This is a genomic window from Chryseobacterium arthrosphaerae (assembly GCF_001684965.1).
GTDB lineage: Bacteria > Bacteroidota > Bacteroidia > Flavobacteriales > Weeksellaceae > Chryseobacterium > Chryseobacterium arthrosphaerae.
Map to the genome: position 1 here is coordinate 84,219 of NZ_MAYG01000031.1, position 18,250 is coordinate 102,468.

Consider the following 18,250-nt stretch of genomic DNA (forward strand, 5'->3'; position numbering starts at 1 on the left):
TATTTTTGAGAAAACCGTTCACTATGAATTTTAAACCGATGTTATTAACCGCTGGAGTTTTATTTTCAGCATCTTTTTATTCCCAAAAAATGAACTATCCTAAAGCCATAAAAGGAAACCAGACAGATACTTATTTCGGAAAAGCTGTTTCAGACCCGTACAGAGATCTTGAAAATGACTCCGATGCTACAAAAAAATGGGTGGATGAAGAAGTGGCCTACAGCCAGAATTACCTTTCAAAAATTCCATTCAGGGATAAAATTAAAAACCAGCTGAAAGATATCTGGAATTATGAAAAAATTTCAGCTCCTTTTGAGAGAGGCGACTACACTTACTATACAAAAAACGACGGCTTACAGGCACAGTCTGTTTTTTACAGAACAAATAAAAAGACGAAAGCTACAGAAGTATTTTTAGATCCGAATAAATTTTCAGAAAAAGGAACAACCTCACTTGCTACCATATCTTTTAACGAAAAAGGAAATCTTGCAGCTTATGCTATTTCTGAAGGGGGAAGTGACTGGAACAAAATCATTATCATTGACGCCGTTACCAGGAAACAGATTGATGAAACCATCCTGGATGTGAAATTCAGTGGTATAGCATGGCAGAATGATGAAGGATTCTATTATTCAAGCTATGATAAACCGAAAGAAGGAACTGTACTTTCCGGGATGACGGATAAACATAAAGTGTATTTTCATAAACTTGGAACCAAGCAATCTGAAGATAAGCTGATCTTTGGTGGGGAAAAAACGCCGAGAAGATATTTAAGAGCGAGCGTTTCAGAAGACCAGAGATACCTGATCATTTCTGCTGCCAATGCAACCAACGGAAATGAACTGTATATAAAAGATCTTAAAAAAGGAGGAGACTTTGTACAGATTACAAAAGGGTTTGACATCAATGCCTATGTTGTGGATACGGATGGAGACAATCTTTTCATTTCTACAGATAAAGATGCGCCTAACATGCGTCTGGTAAAAACTACCATTGCCAATCCCGCTCCTCAAACCTGGAAGGACGTAATTCCACAGACCGAAAATGTATTGGGAATTTCTTCCGGGGGAGGATATTTCTTTGCCACCTATATGATCGATGCTATTGATCAGATAAAACAATTTGATAAAACAGGAAAACTGATCAGAGAGATTACCCTTCCGGGGAAAGGAAATATTTCCGGTTTTGGAGGAAAGGAAAAAGAAAAAGATCTTTACTACTCTTTCAGCAACTATATTACTCCGGCAACTACCTATAAATTTAATGTAGATTCAGGTAAATCAGAAGTGTATCAGAAGCCAAAAGTGAAATTCAATCCGGATGATTATGTTTCTGAACAGGTATTCTATACTTCCAAAGACGGAACAAAGATTCCTATGATGATCAACTATAAAAAAGGGATCAAGCTTGACGGTAAGAATCCTGCAATTCTTTATTCTTATGGTGGTTTCAACATCAGCCTGCAGCCTACATTCTCTCCAGTGAATGCAATCTGGATGGAAAATGGTGGTATCTATGCTGTTCCCAACATCCGTGGAGGGGGTGAATATGGTAAAAAATGGCATGATGCAGGAACAAAACAGCAGAAAAAAAATGTTTTTGATGATTTTATTGCTGCCGGAGAATATCTGCAGAGCAAAGGATATACTTCTAAAGACTATATGGCAATTTCAGGACGATCAAATGGTGGCCTTTTAGTAGGGGCAACCATGACTATCCGTCCGGATCTGGCCAGAGTTGCATTCCCGGGAGTTGGAGTTCTGGATATGCTGAGATATAATAAATTCACTGCCGGAGCAGGGTGGGCCTATGATTATGGAACTGCAGAAGACAGTAAGGAGATGTTTGAGTACCTTAAATCCTATTCTCCGGTACACAATGTAAAAGCAGGAACCTGCTATCCATCTACAATGATTATTACGAGTGATCATGATGACAGGGTAGTACCTGCGCATTCATTCAAATTCGGGGCAGAGCTTCAGGAAAAACAAGGATGTAAGAATCCTGTTTTATTGCGAATTGAAAAAAATGCAGGGCATGGTGCCGGAAGAGCAACAGACCAAATTATCAGTGAAAATGCAGATCTTATATCATTTGCTTTGTATGAGATGGGAATAAAGAAATAATATTTAAATAATAATAAGTTTAAAAAAACGGCCAATTTTCAATAAAATTGGCCGTTTTTTTTAGGGTGGGTTGTTTATAATTCGTATTTTTAGCTCGGATATTTAAAGTTTACTAATTTTTATTTAATTAGGTAATTATGAAAAAGAAAATTTTACTAGTTTGTGCATTGGCAGCCGGGCTGTCTAGCTTTAATGCACAGAGGTGGGAGCCGGCCTCACAAAGAACGTCTCAGATCAGAAAAGAAGTAGAGGTGCAGCATTCTTACAGATTAGATTTGCAGTCTCTTAGGAATGCTTTGAAAAATGCAGTAGAAACAGGAAAAGGAGCCCAGGCTGTGATTGTTTCCTTACCTACAGCGGAAGGAAAGATTGAAAAATTTGCTGTATACAGTGATCCTGTTATGGAAAAATCTATGGCAGACAGATATGAGTTAGGATCATATGTAGGAGTAGGGATAGATGATCCCGGTAAGTATTTAAGATTCAGTACTGCTCCTACAGAAATGCAGTCGATGATTATTAAAGATGGAAAATTCCAGTTCATAGAACCTATTACTACAGATAAACAGGTTTACGGTGTTTTCTACAAAACAAAAAGAACAGAGGCTGATCATGGATTTGAATGTAGTACTGAAGAAAAAGGTTCTAAGGATATAAAGTCATTAGAAGCATTCGGGAAAAAAAACCTTTCTAATCTCAATGCTGGGAATACCAGCAGGCCTGCAAGTACAAAATTCAGAACTTATAGATTGGCACTTTCCACCACAGGAGAATATACAAAGAAATTTGACCCGGCAGGAGGAATAGTCAATACAGTTACTCAGATGAACGCAACAATGACACGTGTAAACGGCGTTTTTCAGAAAGATTTTGCAATCAAGCTTATTATTCAGGACTTTCCCAATATAATCTTTACTGACCCTACTTCAGATCCTTACACAGGTAATCTAAATCTCCAGCTTCAGCAGACGCTGACTCAACAGGTGGGAAATGCTAATTATGATATGGGGCACGTATTCAATGCGGCAGGAGGAAACGGTAATGCCGGATCCATTGGATCTACATGCGTGGACCCTGCTACAACAACGTCATTGGCAAAAGGATCTGCTTTTACACAGAATACCAATCCAACAGGAGATCTTTTCGATATTGATTATGTAGCCCATGAGATGGGGCATCAGTTGGGAGGAAATCATACTTTTTCACATGCTACTGAAGGTTCTGGTGTAAATGTTGAGCCAGGTGGAGGAACAACTATTATGGGATATGCAGGAATTACGCAGGACAATGTACAGGCTAATTCTGATGCTTATTTCCACTATTCCTCAATTAATCAGATTCTGAATAGCTTGGATCTTAAAACTACTTGTGGTACTTCTGAAAATATTACAGATAATACCGCACCGGTGATTGCAGCCCTTACTGCATATACAATTCCGAAAGGGACTCCCTATTATTTAGATGCATCTGCTACTGATGCTCAGGGGGATGCAATTAAATATACATGGGAACAATATGATAGTGTAAATAATCTTACTTCTATTTCTGGAGATAGTGGATGGGGATATAATGCAGAAGGATCTATAGCAAGGTCTTTCTTCGGAACAGCAAGTGGAAGAAGATATTTTCCTAGCTTACCTCTTGTAATGGCTGGTAAACTTACTAATAAGGCGACTTGGGAAACTGTTTCTTATATACCAAGAGTTCTACATTATGCGGTAACGGCTAGAGATGAAAATGCTTTGAGACCGATGCTTGCTTCTTTAGAAACAACAGTTACTGTAGGAAATGATGGACCATTCAAATTTAATGGAATCACATCTTCTACAACTCTTTATAACAATGCATCCAATACAATTACCTGGAATGTTGCCAATACGAATACCGCACCATATAATGCAAGTAATGTAAAGATTGAGTATACTACAGATCTTGTTAACGGATCTACCTGGACAGAATTGGTAGCGTCTACTCCCAATACAGGGTCTTATACCGGACAAATGCCAGCTAATTTAACTGGTGCAGTTAAATTAAAAATTTCAGCCATAGGAAATATATTCTATGCAGTATCTCCACAAGTAACTGTAGGAACAGCACCTACATCTGCTACAGCAGCACCTACTGGGGTGTTTGCTTTGCCATCTGAAATCCTGAGAACTACAGCAAGATTGTCTTGGAATAGCGTTCCGGGAGCTACCTATTCTATCAACTATAGAAAAGTAGGGGAAACAAACTGGCAAAATACAACAAGCTCAACAAGCTCTGTTTTATTAAGTGGTTTAGATGATGAAACTAATTATGAAGCTCAGGTAGCAACTGTTATGAACAATGTTCCGGGAGCTTTCTCAGCAAACTATGCATTTAAAACAAAAGGATTAACTACGGGTGTAGATTACTGTCTGATGACTACAGGAGGAAATAACCTTAATGCACCTTATTATAGTGGGCTTATTCAACTTGACTTATCTAACCTTGCTTATTTTTCAGGTAATTTAGGAAACGCTGCAAAAACTTATCTTGATTTCAGTGATGATCCAACAAAAATAGTTAACCTGACAAAAGGAACACAGTACACAGCTTCATTTAGAAACTTAGGTCATGATTTAGGTACATATAGTGACTTTTTGGAAATCTGGATCGATTACAATAGAAATGGAGTTTTTGAATCTACAGAAAAGGTTGGGTCTCATGCAGCTGTACCTGTATATAGTGCAGCAAATCAACTTAGCTTCCATGATGGAACAATAACATTTACGGTTCCTACTACTGCATACGCTGGTGATAAAACATTGAGAATGAGAGTTGCAAGTACATTCTTTAATGCTGCCACAGGACCATGTGGAGTTTCATCGGTTCCTGTACAAGGAGGTGGTGTAATTTCTACAGGAGGATTCAGAGACTTCACTGTAAAAATTTCTGAAACTTTGGGCGTAACCGAAACAAACAGTACAAAAGCATCTGAAGTTTCTATCTATCCTAACCCTGCAGATACTTTCGTAGAAGTGAAAAACCTAAAAGGCAAAGCAGATTACAAAATCTATTCTGCAGACGGAAGATTAGTTCAGGAAGGTAAGATTGACGGGCAGAGAATCAATGTTGCTTCATTGCTTAAAGGGATGTATGTTGTAACGATCAAAGATGAGAAAGATACTTACAATACGAAGCTTATCAAAAAATAAGCAAACCATATACAACTAGATGAAGGCCGGGCATTTGTCCGGCTTTTTTCTTGGGGTAAACTTCAGAAAAACTGAATGTTAACAGATGTTTCATGTTTCGCTCAAAAAAATTAACTTTACGGGGACAAAAATAATTGGAATGCGAAAGACTATTTCTGTGAAAAAGCCGGATTTTAAAGTGTTACCTCAGGAGAGAGAAATCTATAACTTTGAAAAAGACGGACTTGAACTTAAATCATCTTATGAAAAAAAAGATGTAAAAGATGAATCATTAACACAGACTTCTCCAGGAATTGAACCCTATCTGAGAGGACCGTATTCCACCATGTATGTACAGAAACCCTGGACGATCCGCCAGTATGCCGGTTTCTCTACTGCAGAAGAATCCAATGCTTTTTACAGGAGAAACCTTGCTGCAGGGCAGAAAGGGCTTTCAGTGGCTTTTGATCTTGCTACCCACAGAGGATATGATTCTGACCACTCAAGAGTGGTAGGAGATGTAGGAAAAGCAGGAGTAGCCATCGATTCTGTTGAGGATATGAAGATCCTTTTCAACGAGATCCCGTTGGATCAGATATCAGTTTCCATGACAATGAACGGAGCTGTACTTCCTATTTTGTCTTTCTATATCGTTGCTGCTGAAGAACAGGGCGTAAAACAGGAGCAGCTTTCAGGAACCATCCAGAATGATATCCTGAAAGAATTCATGGTAAGAAATACCTATATTTATCCGCCTGCCCCTTCTATGAAGATTATTGCAGACATCTTTGAATATACTTCACAGAATATTCCGAAATTCAACTCTATTTCCATATCCGGATACCATATGCAGGAAGCGGGAGCTACTCCTGTACTGGAAATGGCTTATACCTTGGCGGATGGCCTTGAATATGTAAGAACAGGAATCAAGGCAGGGATGAATGTAGATGATTTTGCCCCAAGATTATCTTTCTTCTGGGCAATCGGGATGAATCACTTCATGGAAATTGCAAAAATGCGTGCGGCAAGATACATCTGGGCTAACCTTTTAAAACAGTTTAACCCCCAGAATCCCAAATCCCTGGCCTTAAGAACCCACTCACAGACCTCCGGATGGTCTCTGACGGAACAGGAGCCTTTCAATAATATCACAAGAACAGCCATTGAAGCATTATCTTCCGCATTAGGAGGAACGCAGTCATTGCACACCAATGCTCTGGATGAGGCTATTGCCCTTCCTACAGACTATTCGGCAAAGATTGCAAGAAATACCCAGATCATCCTTCAGCAGGAAAGCGGCATATGCGATGTTGTAGATCCGATGGGCGGAAGCAATCTTGTAGAAAGCCTTACCCAGCAGATGATCGAAGAAGCCATGCGGTATATTGATGAGGTTGAGCAGGAAGGCGGAATGACCAAAGCAATCGAAGCTGGAATTCCTAAAATGAGAATTGAAGAGGCAGCTGCCAAAAAACAGGCAAAAATTGATAGCGGAGAAGAATTCATTATTGGAGTCAATTCATTCAAATCATCATTAAAACAGGATGCAATAGAGATCCTGGACATTGATAATACGGAAGTACGCAGAAAGCAGATCGAAAGACTGAACAATATAAAGGCAGAAAGAAATTCGGAAGCCGTTACACAGATACTCAATGATATCCGTGAAAGTGCAAAAACCGGAAAAGGAAACCTTCTGGCATTATGCATCGAAGCAGCAAGAAGAAGAGTTACCCTTGGCGAAATGAGTGATGCCATGGAAGAAACCTTTGGAAGATACAAAGCCAACATTAAAACAATATCTGGAGTATATGCTATGAACGCCGGAAAAAACGAATACTTTGAAAAAGCCCTTCATCTGACCCAGAAATTTGAAGAAGAAGAAGGACGTCGCCCGAGAATAATGGTTGCCAAAATGGGGCAGGATGGACATGACAGAGGGGCCAAAGTAGTAGCAACAGCATTCGCAGATATGGGATTTGACGTCGATGTAGCCCCGTTGTTCCAGACCCCGGAAGAGGTGGCCAAACAGGCTATTGAAAACGATATTCATATCCTGGGCGTGTCTTCACTGGCAGCAGGACACAAAACATTGGTGCCACAGGTTGTAGAAGAGCTGTCAAAACTAGGAGCAGACGATATTACTATTGTGGTAGGTGGTGTAATTCCGCAACAGGATTATGAATTCCTGTACGCCAATGGAGCAGACTTTATTTTCGGTCCCGGAACCAACCTTCCAAAATGTGCCGTGGAAATTCTGGAAAGACTGCTGGCTAAAATCTGAATCGTAAATCAATAATAAAAAATAAAGGCTGTTTCTCAAGATAGGAAACAGCCTTATTTATTGCCAATCCTTTATATATTACTTTTTCAACGGCTTAATATTACCGTCATCCATGATCTGATAATACGTATTGGTGGTTTTTTGCGTATTTCCATCAAGCTTTTGTTCCATTGTCACCGTAATCTTTCCGGTTTTGCTGATCTCATAGCTGCTGAACTCCTCAATTTTATCATCTTTTCCGGGATCATACCAAAGACCTTCCACATAAAGCTCCCCGATGATTTTGTTATTGAGTACTGTAAGAAGAGAATAACGATAATCAAAATCACCACAATCCATCGGAACAAGGATCAGGTCCATATTTTTATATCGGGTTAGCGGAAAATACCTGAACATAGGATTTCCGCAACTGTACTGTTCTGAACCTTCCACAAAAAAATCTGTTTCCAGCCACTTTACATCCACCTGGGGAAGACTTTCAACAGGTAAGTTATATATTCCCTTTTTCAGGTAAGATCCTGTTTCTACAGGCTGGTCTTTACGTTTTCTCCATTCCTTGATAGTAAGGGTTTCTCCGGAAACCGGTTCTGCAATCTTCAACATATTACAATCCTTGCTTGAAGCATAAAAAATATGATAAGTTTCAAAACGATCAGGCCCATTATAACCGGCAGAAATCGAATATTCCCAGCCATCTTTCACTTTTGTACTGTCCGTCAGAAAAGCAATCCCGCCTTTTCCTTTTGTCAGTGAATCCAGGAATTTGGCCTGAGCTTTCATTTCATCCAATTCAAGAATCTTTTTCATAAAATGAGACGAATTACAGGTGTTGACAGTTGTTTTTACCTCTTCTTTTTTTACTGGAGCTTCCTTCTTACATGCTATCAATACCAAAGGAAGTAAACCTAATAAAAGTTTACGCATACATTCTTTTTCACAAAAATAAGATTTAAAAAGAATTGGAGATTAAAAAAATAATTTTATATTTGCACCTGAAAATCAAGTTTAACCAATTAAAAACAACGAAGCAATGTTCAGAACAAATCAGAATTCTACAGTTGGATTACCCCTTATGGTGGTAAGGCTTCGTGGTTTGGTACACTCATAGAATAACAGTACAATGAAATATCAAAACCCGAAGTCGTAGAGATTTCGGGTTTTTTATTGCGCAATATTTCAAACTCAAATTTAGTTTCCCCGAAATCTTTTTTAGTGTCATTAAGGACAAAATAAGATGAGAATATAATCTCAGAATTATTATTGGCCGTCATTGTTAAATCTATCAACTAAAATATTAGTTGAATAAAGGAATAGATAGAAGACAGCTTCCGTTTTAGGATTCTGTACCTGATATCTTATGTCTTATATGGAAAATGATAACCTTCTGTTTTCCCGCTTGAGAAGTGTCAGAAGCAGAAAAAGAACAATTAGAAAAGATGTAGAAAAACAGATCAGAAAAAAGCATGAACGTAGTAGGGAACTTTGGAAAATAAGAAGAGATCTTCCATTGATTCCATTAGAAAAGCCTTATCAAAAAGGATTCGTAAGATTTTTTGTCGTAAGGGATGACGTAAAACGGTCCAAAGATGGAGATTTTTTCGAAGAAATTTTAAGGAAAATCAATACTTATATGTATTCTGAAAACCGAAAATTTCTGAAAAAGAAAAGAAAGTTCGGAAGAAAGATATATGTACAAAGAGAGCAGAAGCTCAAGTATATTACTTCATTTTCCTGGAATGATCCGAAATTGGGACTTACCGACCGGGAAAGGCAGTACTTCGAAAAGAAAGATGAATATTGTCCTATCCGTAGGATATTTGGAACCTACTACAAATTTATCGAACCATGGAGATTTAGGCTGAGGGTAAAACCTAATATGATTACCCATTACAAACCCCTGGATCTGGAACTGGAAAAAGAATATGCACAGCTTGAATCCTATTTGGGACAGCACAAAGTGGTGGGAATTCTTCAGAAAACAATTCACGGGAAATCCAATCCATGGAAAGCGAAATACCAATCTGATCAGAAAGGAAGTATAAAATACTTTCATTACACAATGTCTGCAACAGAGATTGCAGAAAACTTTCTGGACGATGAGTCCATATAATTTAAAACAAAAACAATGGGAAATTTAAAACTAAAAGGAAAAGATATATTAAAACTGGGCTATCCCAATAACCAAAGCGTAAACGTAGCACTGGAAGTCATGAAAAGAAATTTTGCAACCAAGAATATTCATCACGTAAAATCTCTTTTAAAGGAAATTCTGCTGAATCCGGAAGATTTTGAAAAAGATCTCACCTTCGGGCAAATTGCAGAAACCCTGCTTTCATCCAAAAAAACAGAAAAGAGAATGCTGAATTCACAGCGTGCTTCATTTCAGATTTTTGGAAGCAATATTTCAGAAGAAGCAAAAAACCAGCTGTACACCGCTTTGAAATTGCCAATTTCCACACAGGGAGCATTAATGCCTGATGCCCATAGCGGCTACGGACTTCCGATCGGAGGAGTGCTTGCTGTAGAGAATGCGGTAATTCCTTACGGCGTGGGAATGGATATCGGATGCAGAATGAGCCTCAGTATTTTGGATACACCGGTTTCATATCTTGACGGTGCAAGAGATAAATATGAAAAAGCGCTTGCAGAACACACAAAATTCGGGATGTATGAGACCCATAAATCTCATATTGATCACGAAATCTTCGATAGGGATACCTTCGATCTGATTCCTGTCCTGAGAAGATTAAAAGGAAAAGCAATCAAACAGATGGGATCTTCAGGAGGAGGAAATCATTTTGTAGAATTCGGGGAAGTGGAAATCACCGAAGAAGATGAGCAGATTGGCTTACCGAAAGGAAAATACCTGGGAATACTGTCGCACAGCGGATCCAGAGGACTAGGAGCCGAAATTGCCCAGTATTATTCAAGAGTGGCTGCAGAGCAGTGTCCGCTGCCCAAAGAAGCGCAGAGCTTTGCATGGCTGGATCTGAGCACCCATCTTGGTCTGGAATACTGGACGGCCATGAACCTTGCCGGAGACTATGCCTCAGCATGTCATGATGATATCCACAGAAGACTTGTAAAAGCTGTTGGCGGAAGAGTAAAAGCCAGAATAGAGAACCATCACAACTTTGCCTGGAAGGAAATTCACAACGGAAAAGAAGTGATTGTTCACAGAAAAGGAGCTACTCCTGCCAATGAGAATGAACTGGGAATGATCCCGGGCTCTATGACAGCTAAAGGATTCATCGTCCGTGGAAAAGGAAATCCGGATGCTCTGAACTCTGCGTCACATGGTGCGGGGAGAGCCCATTCAAGAGGAGAATGTAGGAGCCTTTTTACACAGCATGACATCAAAAAAGAGCTTAAGCTGAAGAATGTCACTCTGATGGGCGGGAATGCAGAAGAGGCACCTATGGCGTACAAAGACATCAATGAAGTGATGAACGCACAAAGCGAGCTGGTAGATATCCTGGGGACATTTCAGCCGAGAATTGTAAGGATGGACAAATAGTCAATGGAATATTCAGGAGCCTGATCCCGCTTTCCGCACTCGCTATTTTTCTTTTTGCAAAAGAAAAATGAGCTCAGACAATTGCTGCAATCGGGGCTAAGAGATAACCTTACAGGTTTCATATGCCTGTAAGGTTTATTAAAAACAAATTAAAAAAACAGAAAAATGGGAGCACCCCACAATATAAAGAGATACGGAGAGGTCTGGCCGGAATTCAGAATCCGGTTCGGTCTCGAAATTTTAGAAAAATTAAAAGAAAAAGTCATTATATCAGGAGGATGGGCCTGGCACTTTATGTCAGAGAAAGGACATACAGAATACAAACATGCCCATGATCATAAGGATATTGATGTTTTTGTCAGAAAGGAGAATGTAGCTGAGGTAGTAATGATCCTGCAGCAGGAAGGATTTCAGAAAGTCTGGACCCGCTATGATCATCTGCCAAGTAAGGAAAACTTCCGCAGATATGAAAAAACGGCAGAACTGGAAAATGATAAATTTCACAGGATTACCATAGACTTCTTCGAAAGGAATGACCTTGAAACCATTGAAGCGAATGGATTTACCGTAGTGAAACCTGACGTTCTGCTTTCATTCTACAGAAATATCCACTCCAGTGATAAATGCTGGGCGGTAATGGCTGCTAAAAATTTATTGGAAAAGGGAATAGATCCGTCAGGACATCCCCTGTTAAGCAAAATGCCGGAATAACATGGAAAAATTAATACAGATCACTTCAGGAAGAGGTCCTTTGGAATGCCAGTGGGTAGTTGCCAGAGTGCTGAAAACCTTTCTTGAAGAGGCAAAAGAAAATAGAATAGACTGTGAGATTATTCATCGTGAAAACGGAGATGAAAATCTTACCTTAAAATCCGTTACCCTTCTTTTAAAAGGAAAAGAGATAACAGTATTTTTAAAGAACTGGCTGGGAAGTGTCTGCTGGACAGGAAAAAGTACCTTCAGAAAGCTGCATAAAAGGAGCAACTGGTTTATTGGGATCTTTGAACTGGAAAACCTTGACAAAACAGATTTCAACGAAAAAGATATAAAATTCCAGACCACCAGAAGCCAGGGAAGCGGAGGGCAAAACGTAAATAAAGTGAACACTGCCGTTCGTGCCACACACCTTCCGACAGGAGAATCCGTATTCGTACAGGATTCACGGTCACAACTGGAAAATAAAAAACTTTCCGTCATCAGGCTGAAAGAAAAGGTGATGGCAGTGTACATCCGGAACCTTGAAAATAAAATGAAAGAAACCTGGAATCTTCATATGCAGGTGCAGCGTGGAAATCCGGTCCGTACATTTTCCGGAACAGATTTTAAAAGAAACTATGTAGACAAATCTTTCAAAAAACAGAGGAATGTCTTGAAAAATGAATTAAAAAACTACAAAAATGACCTTAACTAAAAGTAAATATTATTTTGAAGCTTTGGATAATTATCCATATAGCCTTCCGAACTGTCTGGAAGCACTCAACTATGCTTTGTCTTACGATCCGGAAGATGCAGACAGCCTTTGCCTGATGGGCCGGATATACAGTGAAATGCTTATAGATTATGAGAAAGCCAAACTCTACTTTGAAGAGGCAGTACAATGCAATGTCACCAATCTGAATACCCCGCAATATTATATCAGATGTCTGCTGGATAATGAAGACCTGGAAGAAGCGGAAAAGATGATTGAATATTCTCTGAAAATAAAAGGAATAGATAAATGCAGAATTCTTATTCAGAAATCCCTGCTTTTTGAGATCAGACTGGAGTATACAAAAGCACTGGCCCCTTTAAAAGAAGCCAGAACCTTTGCTTATGATCAGGCTATGATCGATTTCCTGAAAAACAGGGAAAAATTTGTTAAAGCAAAAATGCCCAAAAAACAAAAGAAAAAAACAACGAAAAAGAAAAAGGAGACCGGGTAAGTCTCCTTTTTTTGATACATCCTGCCTGTATCAATTGTTTTTTCTTGTTGTGGTTAAATTTATTCATTAAATAATCAAATTTTATTAAATAATAAAACTTAAAAATAAATAATTAATAGAAATAGTGATTTGTTTTATATTTTGACAAATATTTTGTGTTTTTAATGTTGATAATTCATAATTTTCGCTTTTAAAAATTATTATATGAATAGAAAATTATTTTTATTGCCCATATCTGTAGCCGTATTTTTTTGTTTTGGTAAAATGAATGGGCAGAGTTCTGCAAAACTTATCCAGGATTATTATCAGAAGACCGGGAAATTAAACCAGAAAAACAGTACCGGTGATAAAGTGGGGGTTATTGTTTTGAATGAAGACCTTTCAAGAAGTTTAGGCGCCAATATTGTCAATGTACAACAAACATATGATGGGTTGAGAGTCTATAACGCCCTTGGGAAAGTGTTGATTAAAGAAGGGCAGATCATCTCAGAAGAAAATGATTTCAGGAGAAATATTGTAACTGCCAAGCAGAAAACATCCCCGGTTAAATTTCAGGAAGATGCCCTTAAGCAAAAATTAGGATTACAGGATGTAACGGATATCAGCTACCTTCCGGATGTATACTTTGAGAAAAACGGAATGTATATTCTTGCCAAAGAATTATTTATTTCAGATAAAAATTCTTCAGATGTATGGCACCTGATTGCAGATGCGGCAACTGGAGAAATATTGAGTAAAAACAATATGACCCTTAACTGTAGTTTTGATCATACTTCTCATTCTCATGATTCTGAAGCTGAACAGCAGACGGTAAATATTCATCAGAGCGAAAATAAAACAGTACAGAACAATACATTTGCTCCTACGAATGCTTCTTATAATGTTTTTCCTCTGCCGGTAGAAGCGCCTACATTCGGTTCACGTTCAATAGTCAGTAATCCCTGGGATCTGATTGCTTCTCCTGAAGGCTGGCATTCTGACGGAACCAATAATTACACCAATACAAGAGGAAATAATGTGTATGCCTATTCAGATCAGGATAATACCAATAATCCAGGATATTCTCCGGATGGTGGAAGCGGCCTTTCATTCAATTTCCCCTTTGCAGATGGAAGGTATGATAACCCTCTTACCTATAGGGATGCTGCGATTACCAATCTGTTTTATATGAATAACAAGATGCATGATATCTTCTATAAATTCGGATTTACAGAAACAGCCAGAAATTATCAGACCAATAACTTCGGAAAAGGCGGAATGCAGGGAGATGCCGTAAGAGCAGAGGCTTTTGACGGAAGCGGGCTAAACAATGCCAACTTTAGTTCAGGCTATGAAACGGTGATCAACGGAACTTCTTATCTTCTGGCACCGAGAATGCAGATGTATCTTTGGGATAGGGTACAGACAACGGATGATTTTGTTGTAAGATATCAATATAATGCACCGGCTTCTATTGTAAGCCGTCCTAAAGTAATGACTGGCGGAGCCGCATTTGGGTCTTTACTGCTTGGAGGACAGGCTGTGACAGCGGATCTTGCTGTTGCTTCACCTGTTTCAGCCTGCTCCGGACTGGCGGCAGGAAGTATGACCGGAAAGATCGGCGTGGCAGAAAGAGGAAGCTGCAGCTTTGCAACTAAAGTTAAGAATATGCAGGTTGCAGGAGCGATAGGTGCTATTATCTATGATCCGGTAAATGCGAACCCGATTTCTATGGGAAAAGATGATACTGTAACAGGAATCAGTATTCCTTCCATCATGATGGGAAAAACTGAAGGGGAGTATCTGGTGGCTCAGGTGAATGGAGGTACAAACGTAAATGTTTCTCTGCAATTTGATTATAACGGCTTTAAGCACTCAAGTCTCGATAATGGTATCGTTGCCCATGAATATGGACACGGTATTTCAAACAGGCTGACAGGGCAGGGATATAACTGTCTTCAGAGTGCTGAACAAATGGGCGAAGGCTGGTCTGATTTCTTCGCTTTAATGCTTACCACAAAGCCTGGTGATACATCCGCTATGGCAAGAGGGATTGGAACTTATACCAGCAATGAACCTATTACAGGTGATGGGATCAGGCCGGCAAAATATTCTCCGGATTTTCAGATAAACAACTATACTTATGTGAAGACCAATACCGTTTCAGGTCCTCATGCCATAGGATTTATCTGGGCGACAATGTTATGGGATCTTACATGGAAATATATTGAAAAATATGGTTATAACAGTGATGTATTGGCAAGTTCAACGTCAGGAAATGCAAAAGTACTGCAACTTGTAATGGATGGGCTTAAACTGCAATCCTGTAATCCTTCTTTCATCGATGGCAGGGATGCCATTCTTAAGGCAGATATGGTCGGGAATGCAGGTCAGGATAAATGTATGATCTGGAACGCTTTCGCCAAAAGGGGATTAGGAGTAAATGCTTCTGCCGGAGCCAGCAATGTAGCCAATGATCAGGTAGAAGACTTCACCGTACCGCAAGATTGTAACACGGCATTGGCCACTCAGGAAGTAAAAGCAGAAGATCAGAAATTTATTGTATTTCCTAATCCTACTTATGATGAGTTTTTTGTAGGGAATATAGATAAATCATCAAAAGAAGTGAAAATCAGGATGTTTGATATGTCCGGAAAACTTGTTTTCTCAGACTCCAGGGATTCATCTTCCAGAAAAGCTGTTTCTACGAAAAGTTTTCAGAAAGGAGTTTATATGGTTCACATCCAGCAGGGAGATAAAACGCAGGTAGAAAAACTGATTGTAAGATAATTCCTATACTGATAGAGATAAAAAAATAAGCTTTCTAATGAAAGCTTATTTTTTATTTACAGAGATCAGATAATCATAAACCATCTGATGCTGATCGTCATTAAGCTTGGCTTTAGGCGCCATTCTGCTTAACGTTTTGATCCATCCCTGGTCGTCATGTTTGGTAGGCTCCGGCAGTTTGTGACACTTTGCACAGGAGTTTTCAAAAATGGTTTTTCCCTGGGCCAGTTGCTCGGATGAGGTATACTTAGGCCCTGTTACTGCCACACTCTTTGGTCCGCAAGAAACCATCAATGCTGATGCTGCGATACCGCTTAAGATTAATTTTTTCATACCTATATTTTTGTTTGTTGATGATTATTTTTTTGCAGAAACAATATAATCGTAAACCCATTTGTGCTGGTCGTCATTCAGTTTCGCTTTAGGTGCCATAGAATTCATGATGCCTACCCATTGTACAGGGTTGTGTGAGGCAGGATCCGGTAGCTTATGGCATTTACCGCATGAATTTTCAAAAATAGTTTTCCCCTGGGCAATCTCTTCAGCAGTCGACGTAGATGTTCCGGCTGCCGTAGCAGATGTAGATGCTTTAGGTGTACAGGAAACTAATAGAATGGCAGTAAACGATGCTGCAGCGATGAGTTTTTTCATGTTTCTTATTTTGATAGATAACAAATGTAATAAATTCCTCAGGCGGTTGATACAGGGGATATATAGTTTTAATTTAGAAGAAATAAAAATTGAGTCAGTGTTAAACGACGATAATATCAATGCTAAAAGCAATATTTTGTCCTGTCATTGATAGCGGACTATTGATCATTCCCATTTTAATTATTAATTTTGAATCAATGAAATTTTCTACAGAAGAGCTAATAGAGGGAATACGATCGGGAAACAAACGCCTGATCGCAAAAGCTATTACATTGGTTGAAAGTAAAAAAGCCGAGCATAGGGTGCAGGCAGAAGAACTTTTGAAAAAAATCATGCCTTTTACAGGTCATTCTGTGCGGGTAGGGGTGACGGGAGTTCCCGGTGCCGGTAAATCTACTTTTATAGAAAGTTTCGGAAGGCTGGCTATTGCGCAAGGTAAAAAAGTAGCTGTTCTGGCTATTGATCCCAGTTCCTCAATCAATAAGGGCAGTATTTTGGGTGATAAAACCAGAATGGAAGAGCTGGCCAAAGAAGAAAATGCCTTTATACGGCCTTCCCCAAGTTCAGGATTCTTAGGCGGGGTGGCCAATACCACCTTTGAAACCATGATGATCTGTGAAGCGGCCGGCTATGACTACATCCTTATAGAAACAGTAGGAGTAGGGCAGTCTGAAGTACTTGTTGCAGATATTACCGATGTTTTTCTGTTTCTTAAAATTATCGGAGGCGGTGACGAACTTCAGGGAATAAAACGCGGAATCATGGAAATGGTGGATCTTATTTTCATCAATAAAGTAGATCAGGATAACCTTCAGAAAGCAAAAAATACACGACTGGAGCTGAAAAGAGCGCTGGATTTTATTCCGCCAAAAGAAAAAGGATGGAAAATTCCTGTTTTGCTGGGTTCAGCTTTACACAATGAGGGTCTTAAAGAAATTTATGATACCATTTCCGGTTTTATCGATCTGAAAAAGGAAAGCGGCCGGTTTGAAGAAGTCCGTATACAGCAGGCTGAAAAGCGTTTTGAATATTGGGTTCAGGAATATATTTTATCTCTTATGAAAAAAAGCAATGCGGTGGAGGAAGCGTATCTGATGCATAAAAAAAATGCTTCAGAGATGGTTTCAAACCCAAGCACTGAAGCAAAATTATTTGTTGAAAAATTTTTATCCGGTCAGAATAAGGACTAAAGCTTTTCTTTTTCCTGTTTTTCCTCATTTTTTGAAACATACCCGTCATAGGTAATCGGCTGTCTGTCATTACTTCTCATCGATACAAAAGCCTTACCGTTTTTGAAGATCTCAATATTGATCGTTTGTACACTTTTTACATCATTAGGCTTGATGATGAAAGCCCAGGTACCTTTTTTATTTTGAGATTTGCTTACCGTGAAATCTTTTGAAGTGAATCTATAGCTGTTGCTGCTGGTATTGCCATAGGTAGGGTTGAACAGTCTACCGAAATAAGGCAATGCCACATCAAGGGTATTCTTACTGAGTTCAATTGTATAGCTTCCGTCCAGATTCAACATTCTGGTCATGGTTGAATTGGGCATTGAGCTCATCACATTAATAACATCATAATTCGTAGGATTGGCTCTCTGTGCATGGAAGGTAAACTCTTCAGAATCTACTAAGGTACTGACTACCTGTGAATCTGCAGAGCCCTGGGATGCACAGCTCTGAAAAAAGAACAGGAACCCGAAAACCATAAGAAGTGAAATATACTTTTTCATGACTGATATAATTATTAATTTTAAACAGCAAAATGTATGCAAATTTATTCATTATGAAATATTTTGGAATAAAAATTGTTAAGGTTGA

The 18,250-nt window shown here is 39.0% G+C and carries 14 protein-coding genes; 10 read left to right on the forward strand and 4 right to left on the reverse strand.

From position 1 onward, the window contains the following. Positions 1–23 precede the first annotated feature (23 nt). The 3 genes from BBI00_RS21375 (at position 24) to scpA (ending at position 7,568) form a co-directional block, all read left to right on the forward strand. Positions 24–2,126, forward strand: coding sequence for a prolyl oligopeptidase family serine peptidase (locus BBI00_RS21375; RefSeq protein WP_065400862.1), 2,103 nt, complete (start codon positions 24–26; stop codon positions 2,124–2,126). A 137-nt stretch (positions 2,127–2,263) separates the two neighbouring features. Further along, a complete protein-coding gene (locus tag BBI00_RS21380; protein WP_065400863.1) occupies positions 2,264–5,305 on the forward strand; it encodes a zinc-dependent metalloprotease in 3,042 nt (1,013 codons plus the stop codon). 139 nt (positions 5,306–5,444) lie between these two features. Further along, complete coding sequence (gene scpA / locus BBI00_RS21385) at positions 5,445–7,568, forward strand: methylmalonyl-CoA mutase (protein ID WP_065401015.1); 2,124 nt, start codon at positions 5,445–5,447, stop codon at positions 7,566–7,568. A 78-nt stretch (positions 7,569–7,646) separates the two neighbouring features. Here the strand turns inward: scpA and BBI00_RS23020 are convergent, their stop codons facing one another. After that, positions 7,647–8,492, reverse strand: coding sequence for a hypothetical protein (locus tag BBI00_RS23020; protein ID WP_083988613.1), 846 nt, complete (start codon positions 8,490–8,492; stop codon positions 7,647–7,649). Positions 8,493–8,925: 433 nt separating this feature from the next. Between BBI00_RS23020 and BBI00_RS21395 the strand changes: the two genes are divergently transcribed. From BBI00_RS21395 to BBI00_RS21420, 6 genes are all read left to right on the forward strand, one after another. After that, on the forward strand, positions 8,926–9,678 hold the full coding sequence (locus tag BBI00_RS21395) for a hypothetical protein (RefSeq protein WP_228394812.1): 753 nt from the start codon (positions 8,926–8,928) through the stop codon (positions 9,676–9,678). 15 nt (positions 9,679–9,693) lie between these two features. Next, entirely contained in the window at positions 9,694–11,085 is a 1,392-nt protein-coding gene (locus tag BBI00_RS21400) for an RtcB family protein (RefSeq protein WP_065400865.1), read from the forward strand. A gap of 165 nt (positions 11,086–11,250) precedes the next feature. Beyond that, entirely contained in the window at positions 11,251–11,796 is a 546-nt protein-coding gene (locus BBI00_RS21405; protein WP_065400866.1) for a nucleotidyltransferase domain-containing protein, read from the forward strand. Position 11,797: 1 nt separating this feature from the next. Next, the gene (prfH, locus tag BBI00_RS21410; RefSeq protein WP_065400867.1) at positions 11,798–12,496 is read left to right on the forward strand and encodes a peptide chain release factor H; all 699 of its coding nucleotides are present in this window, start codon (positions 11,798–11,800) and stop codon (positions 12,494–12,496) included. Then, positions 12,483–13,007 (forward strand): tetratricopeptide repeat protein, encoded by a 525-nt coding sequence (locus BBI00_RS21415; RefSeq protein ID WP_065400868.1) that lies wholly within the window; start codon positions 12,483–12,485, stop codon positions 13,005–13,007. Before prfH ends, BBI00_RS21415 begins: the two co-directional genes overlap by 14 nt. Before the next feature lie 204 nt (positions 13,008–13,211). Next, on the forward strand, positions 13,212–15,776 hold the full coding sequence (locus BBI00_RS21420; RefSeq protein WP_065400869.1) for a T9SS-dependent M36 family metallopeptidase: 2,565 nt from the start codon (positions 13,212–13,214) through the stop codon (positions 15,774–15,776). Positions 15,777–15,821: 45 nt separating this feature from the next. On the opposite strand, the gene BBI00_RS21425 is transcribed toward BBI00_RS21420, so the two are convergent. Continuing rightward, positions 15,822–16,109 carry a c-type cytochrome gene (locus BBI00_RS21425; protein WP_065400870.1) on the reverse strand — a complete coding sequence of 96 codons (288 nt, stop codon included), beginning with the start codon at positions 16,107–16,109 and terminating at the stop codon, positions 15,822–15,824. Between the two features lie 24 nt (positions 16,110–16,133). Further along, on the reverse strand, positions 16,134–16,427 hold the full coding sequence (locus tag BBI00_RS21430; RefSeq protein WP_065400871.1) for a c-type cytochrome: 294 nt from the start codon (positions 16,425–16,427) through the stop codon (positions 16,134–16,136). A gap of 197 nt (positions 16,428–16,624) precedes the next feature. Between BBI00_RS21430 and meaB the strand changes: the two genes are divergently transcribed. Further along, positions 16,625–17,617 (forward strand): methylmalonyl Co-A mutase-associated GTPase MeaB, encoded by a 993-nt coding sequence (gene meaB / locus BBI00_RS21435; protein ID WP_065400872.1) that lies wholly within the window; start codon positions 16,625–16,627, stop codon positions 17,615–17,617. Here meaB and BBI00_RS21440 read toward each other — a convergent pair. After that, the gene (locus BBI00_RS21440; RefSeq protein WP_065400873.1) at positions 17,614–18,162 is read right to left on the reverse strand and encodes a DUF4251 domain-containing protein; all 549 of its coding nucleotides are present in this window, start codon (positions 18,160–18,162) and stop codon (positions 17,614–17,616) included. The two genes, meaB and BBI00_RS21440, sit on opposite strands and share 4 nt — an antisense overlap. Positions 18,163–18,250 lie beyond the last annotated feature (88 nt).

Excerpts from the sequence above, each read along its gene's own strand:
- BBI00_RS21420 (WP_065400869.1), top strand. The coding sequence starts at position 13,212 with ATGAATAGAAAATTATTTTTATTGCCCATATCTGTAGCCGTATTTTTT.
- BBI00_RS21375 (WP_065400862.1), top strand. The coding sequence starts at position 24 with ATGAATTTTAAACCGATGTTATTAACCGCTGGAGTTTTATTTTCAGCA.
- scpA (WP_065401015.1), top strand. The coding sequence starts at position 5,445 with ATGCGAAAGACTATTTCTGTGAAAAAGCCGGATTTTAAAGTGTTACCT.
- BBI00_RS21425 (WP_065400870.1), bottom strand. The coding sequence starts at position 16,109 with ATGAAAAAATTAATCTTAAGCGGTATCGCAGCATCAGCATTGATGGTT.
- BBI00_RS21440 (WP_065400873.1), bottom strand. The coding sequence starts at position 18,162 with ATGAAAAAGTATATTTCACTTCTTATGGTTTTCGGGTTCCTGTTCTTT.
- BBI00_RS21400 (WP_065400865.1), top strand. The coding sequence starts at position 9,694 with ATGGGAAATTTAAAACTAAAAGGAAAAGATATATTAAAACTGGGCTAT.
- BBI00_RS21430 (WP_065400871.1), bottom strand. The coding sequence starts at position 16,427 with ATGAAAAAACTCATCGCTGCAGCATCGTTTACTGCCATTCTATTAGTT.
- BBI00_RS21415 (WP_065400868.1), top strand. The coding sequence starts at position 12,483 with ATGACCTTAACTAAAAGTAAATATTATTTTGAAGCTTTGGATAATTAT.
- BBI00_RS21380 (WP_065400863.1), top strand. The coding sequence starts at position 2,264 with ATGAAAAAGAAAATTTTACTAGTTTGTGCATTGGCAGCCGGGCTGTCT.
- prfH (WP_065400867.1), top strand. The coding sequence starts at position 11,798 with ATGGAAAAATTAATACAGATCACTTCAGGAAGAGGTCCTTTGGAATGC.
- BBI00_RS23020 (WP_083988613.1), bottom strand. The coding sequence starts at position 8,492 with ATGCGTAAACTTTTATTAGGTTTACTTCCTTTGGTATTGATAGCATGT.
- BBI00_RS21395 (WP_228394812.1), top strand. The coding sequence starts at position 8,926 with ATGTCTTATATGGAAAATGATAACCTTCTGTTTTCCCGCTTGAGAAGT.
- meaB (WP_065400872.1), top strand. The coding sequence starts at position 16,625 with ATGAAATTTTCTACAGAAGAGCTAATAGAGGGAATACGATCGGGAAAC.
- BBI00_RS21405 (WP_065400866.1), top strand. The coding sequence starts at position 11,251 with ATGGGAGCACCCCACAATATAAAGAGATACGGAGAGGTCTGGCCGGAA.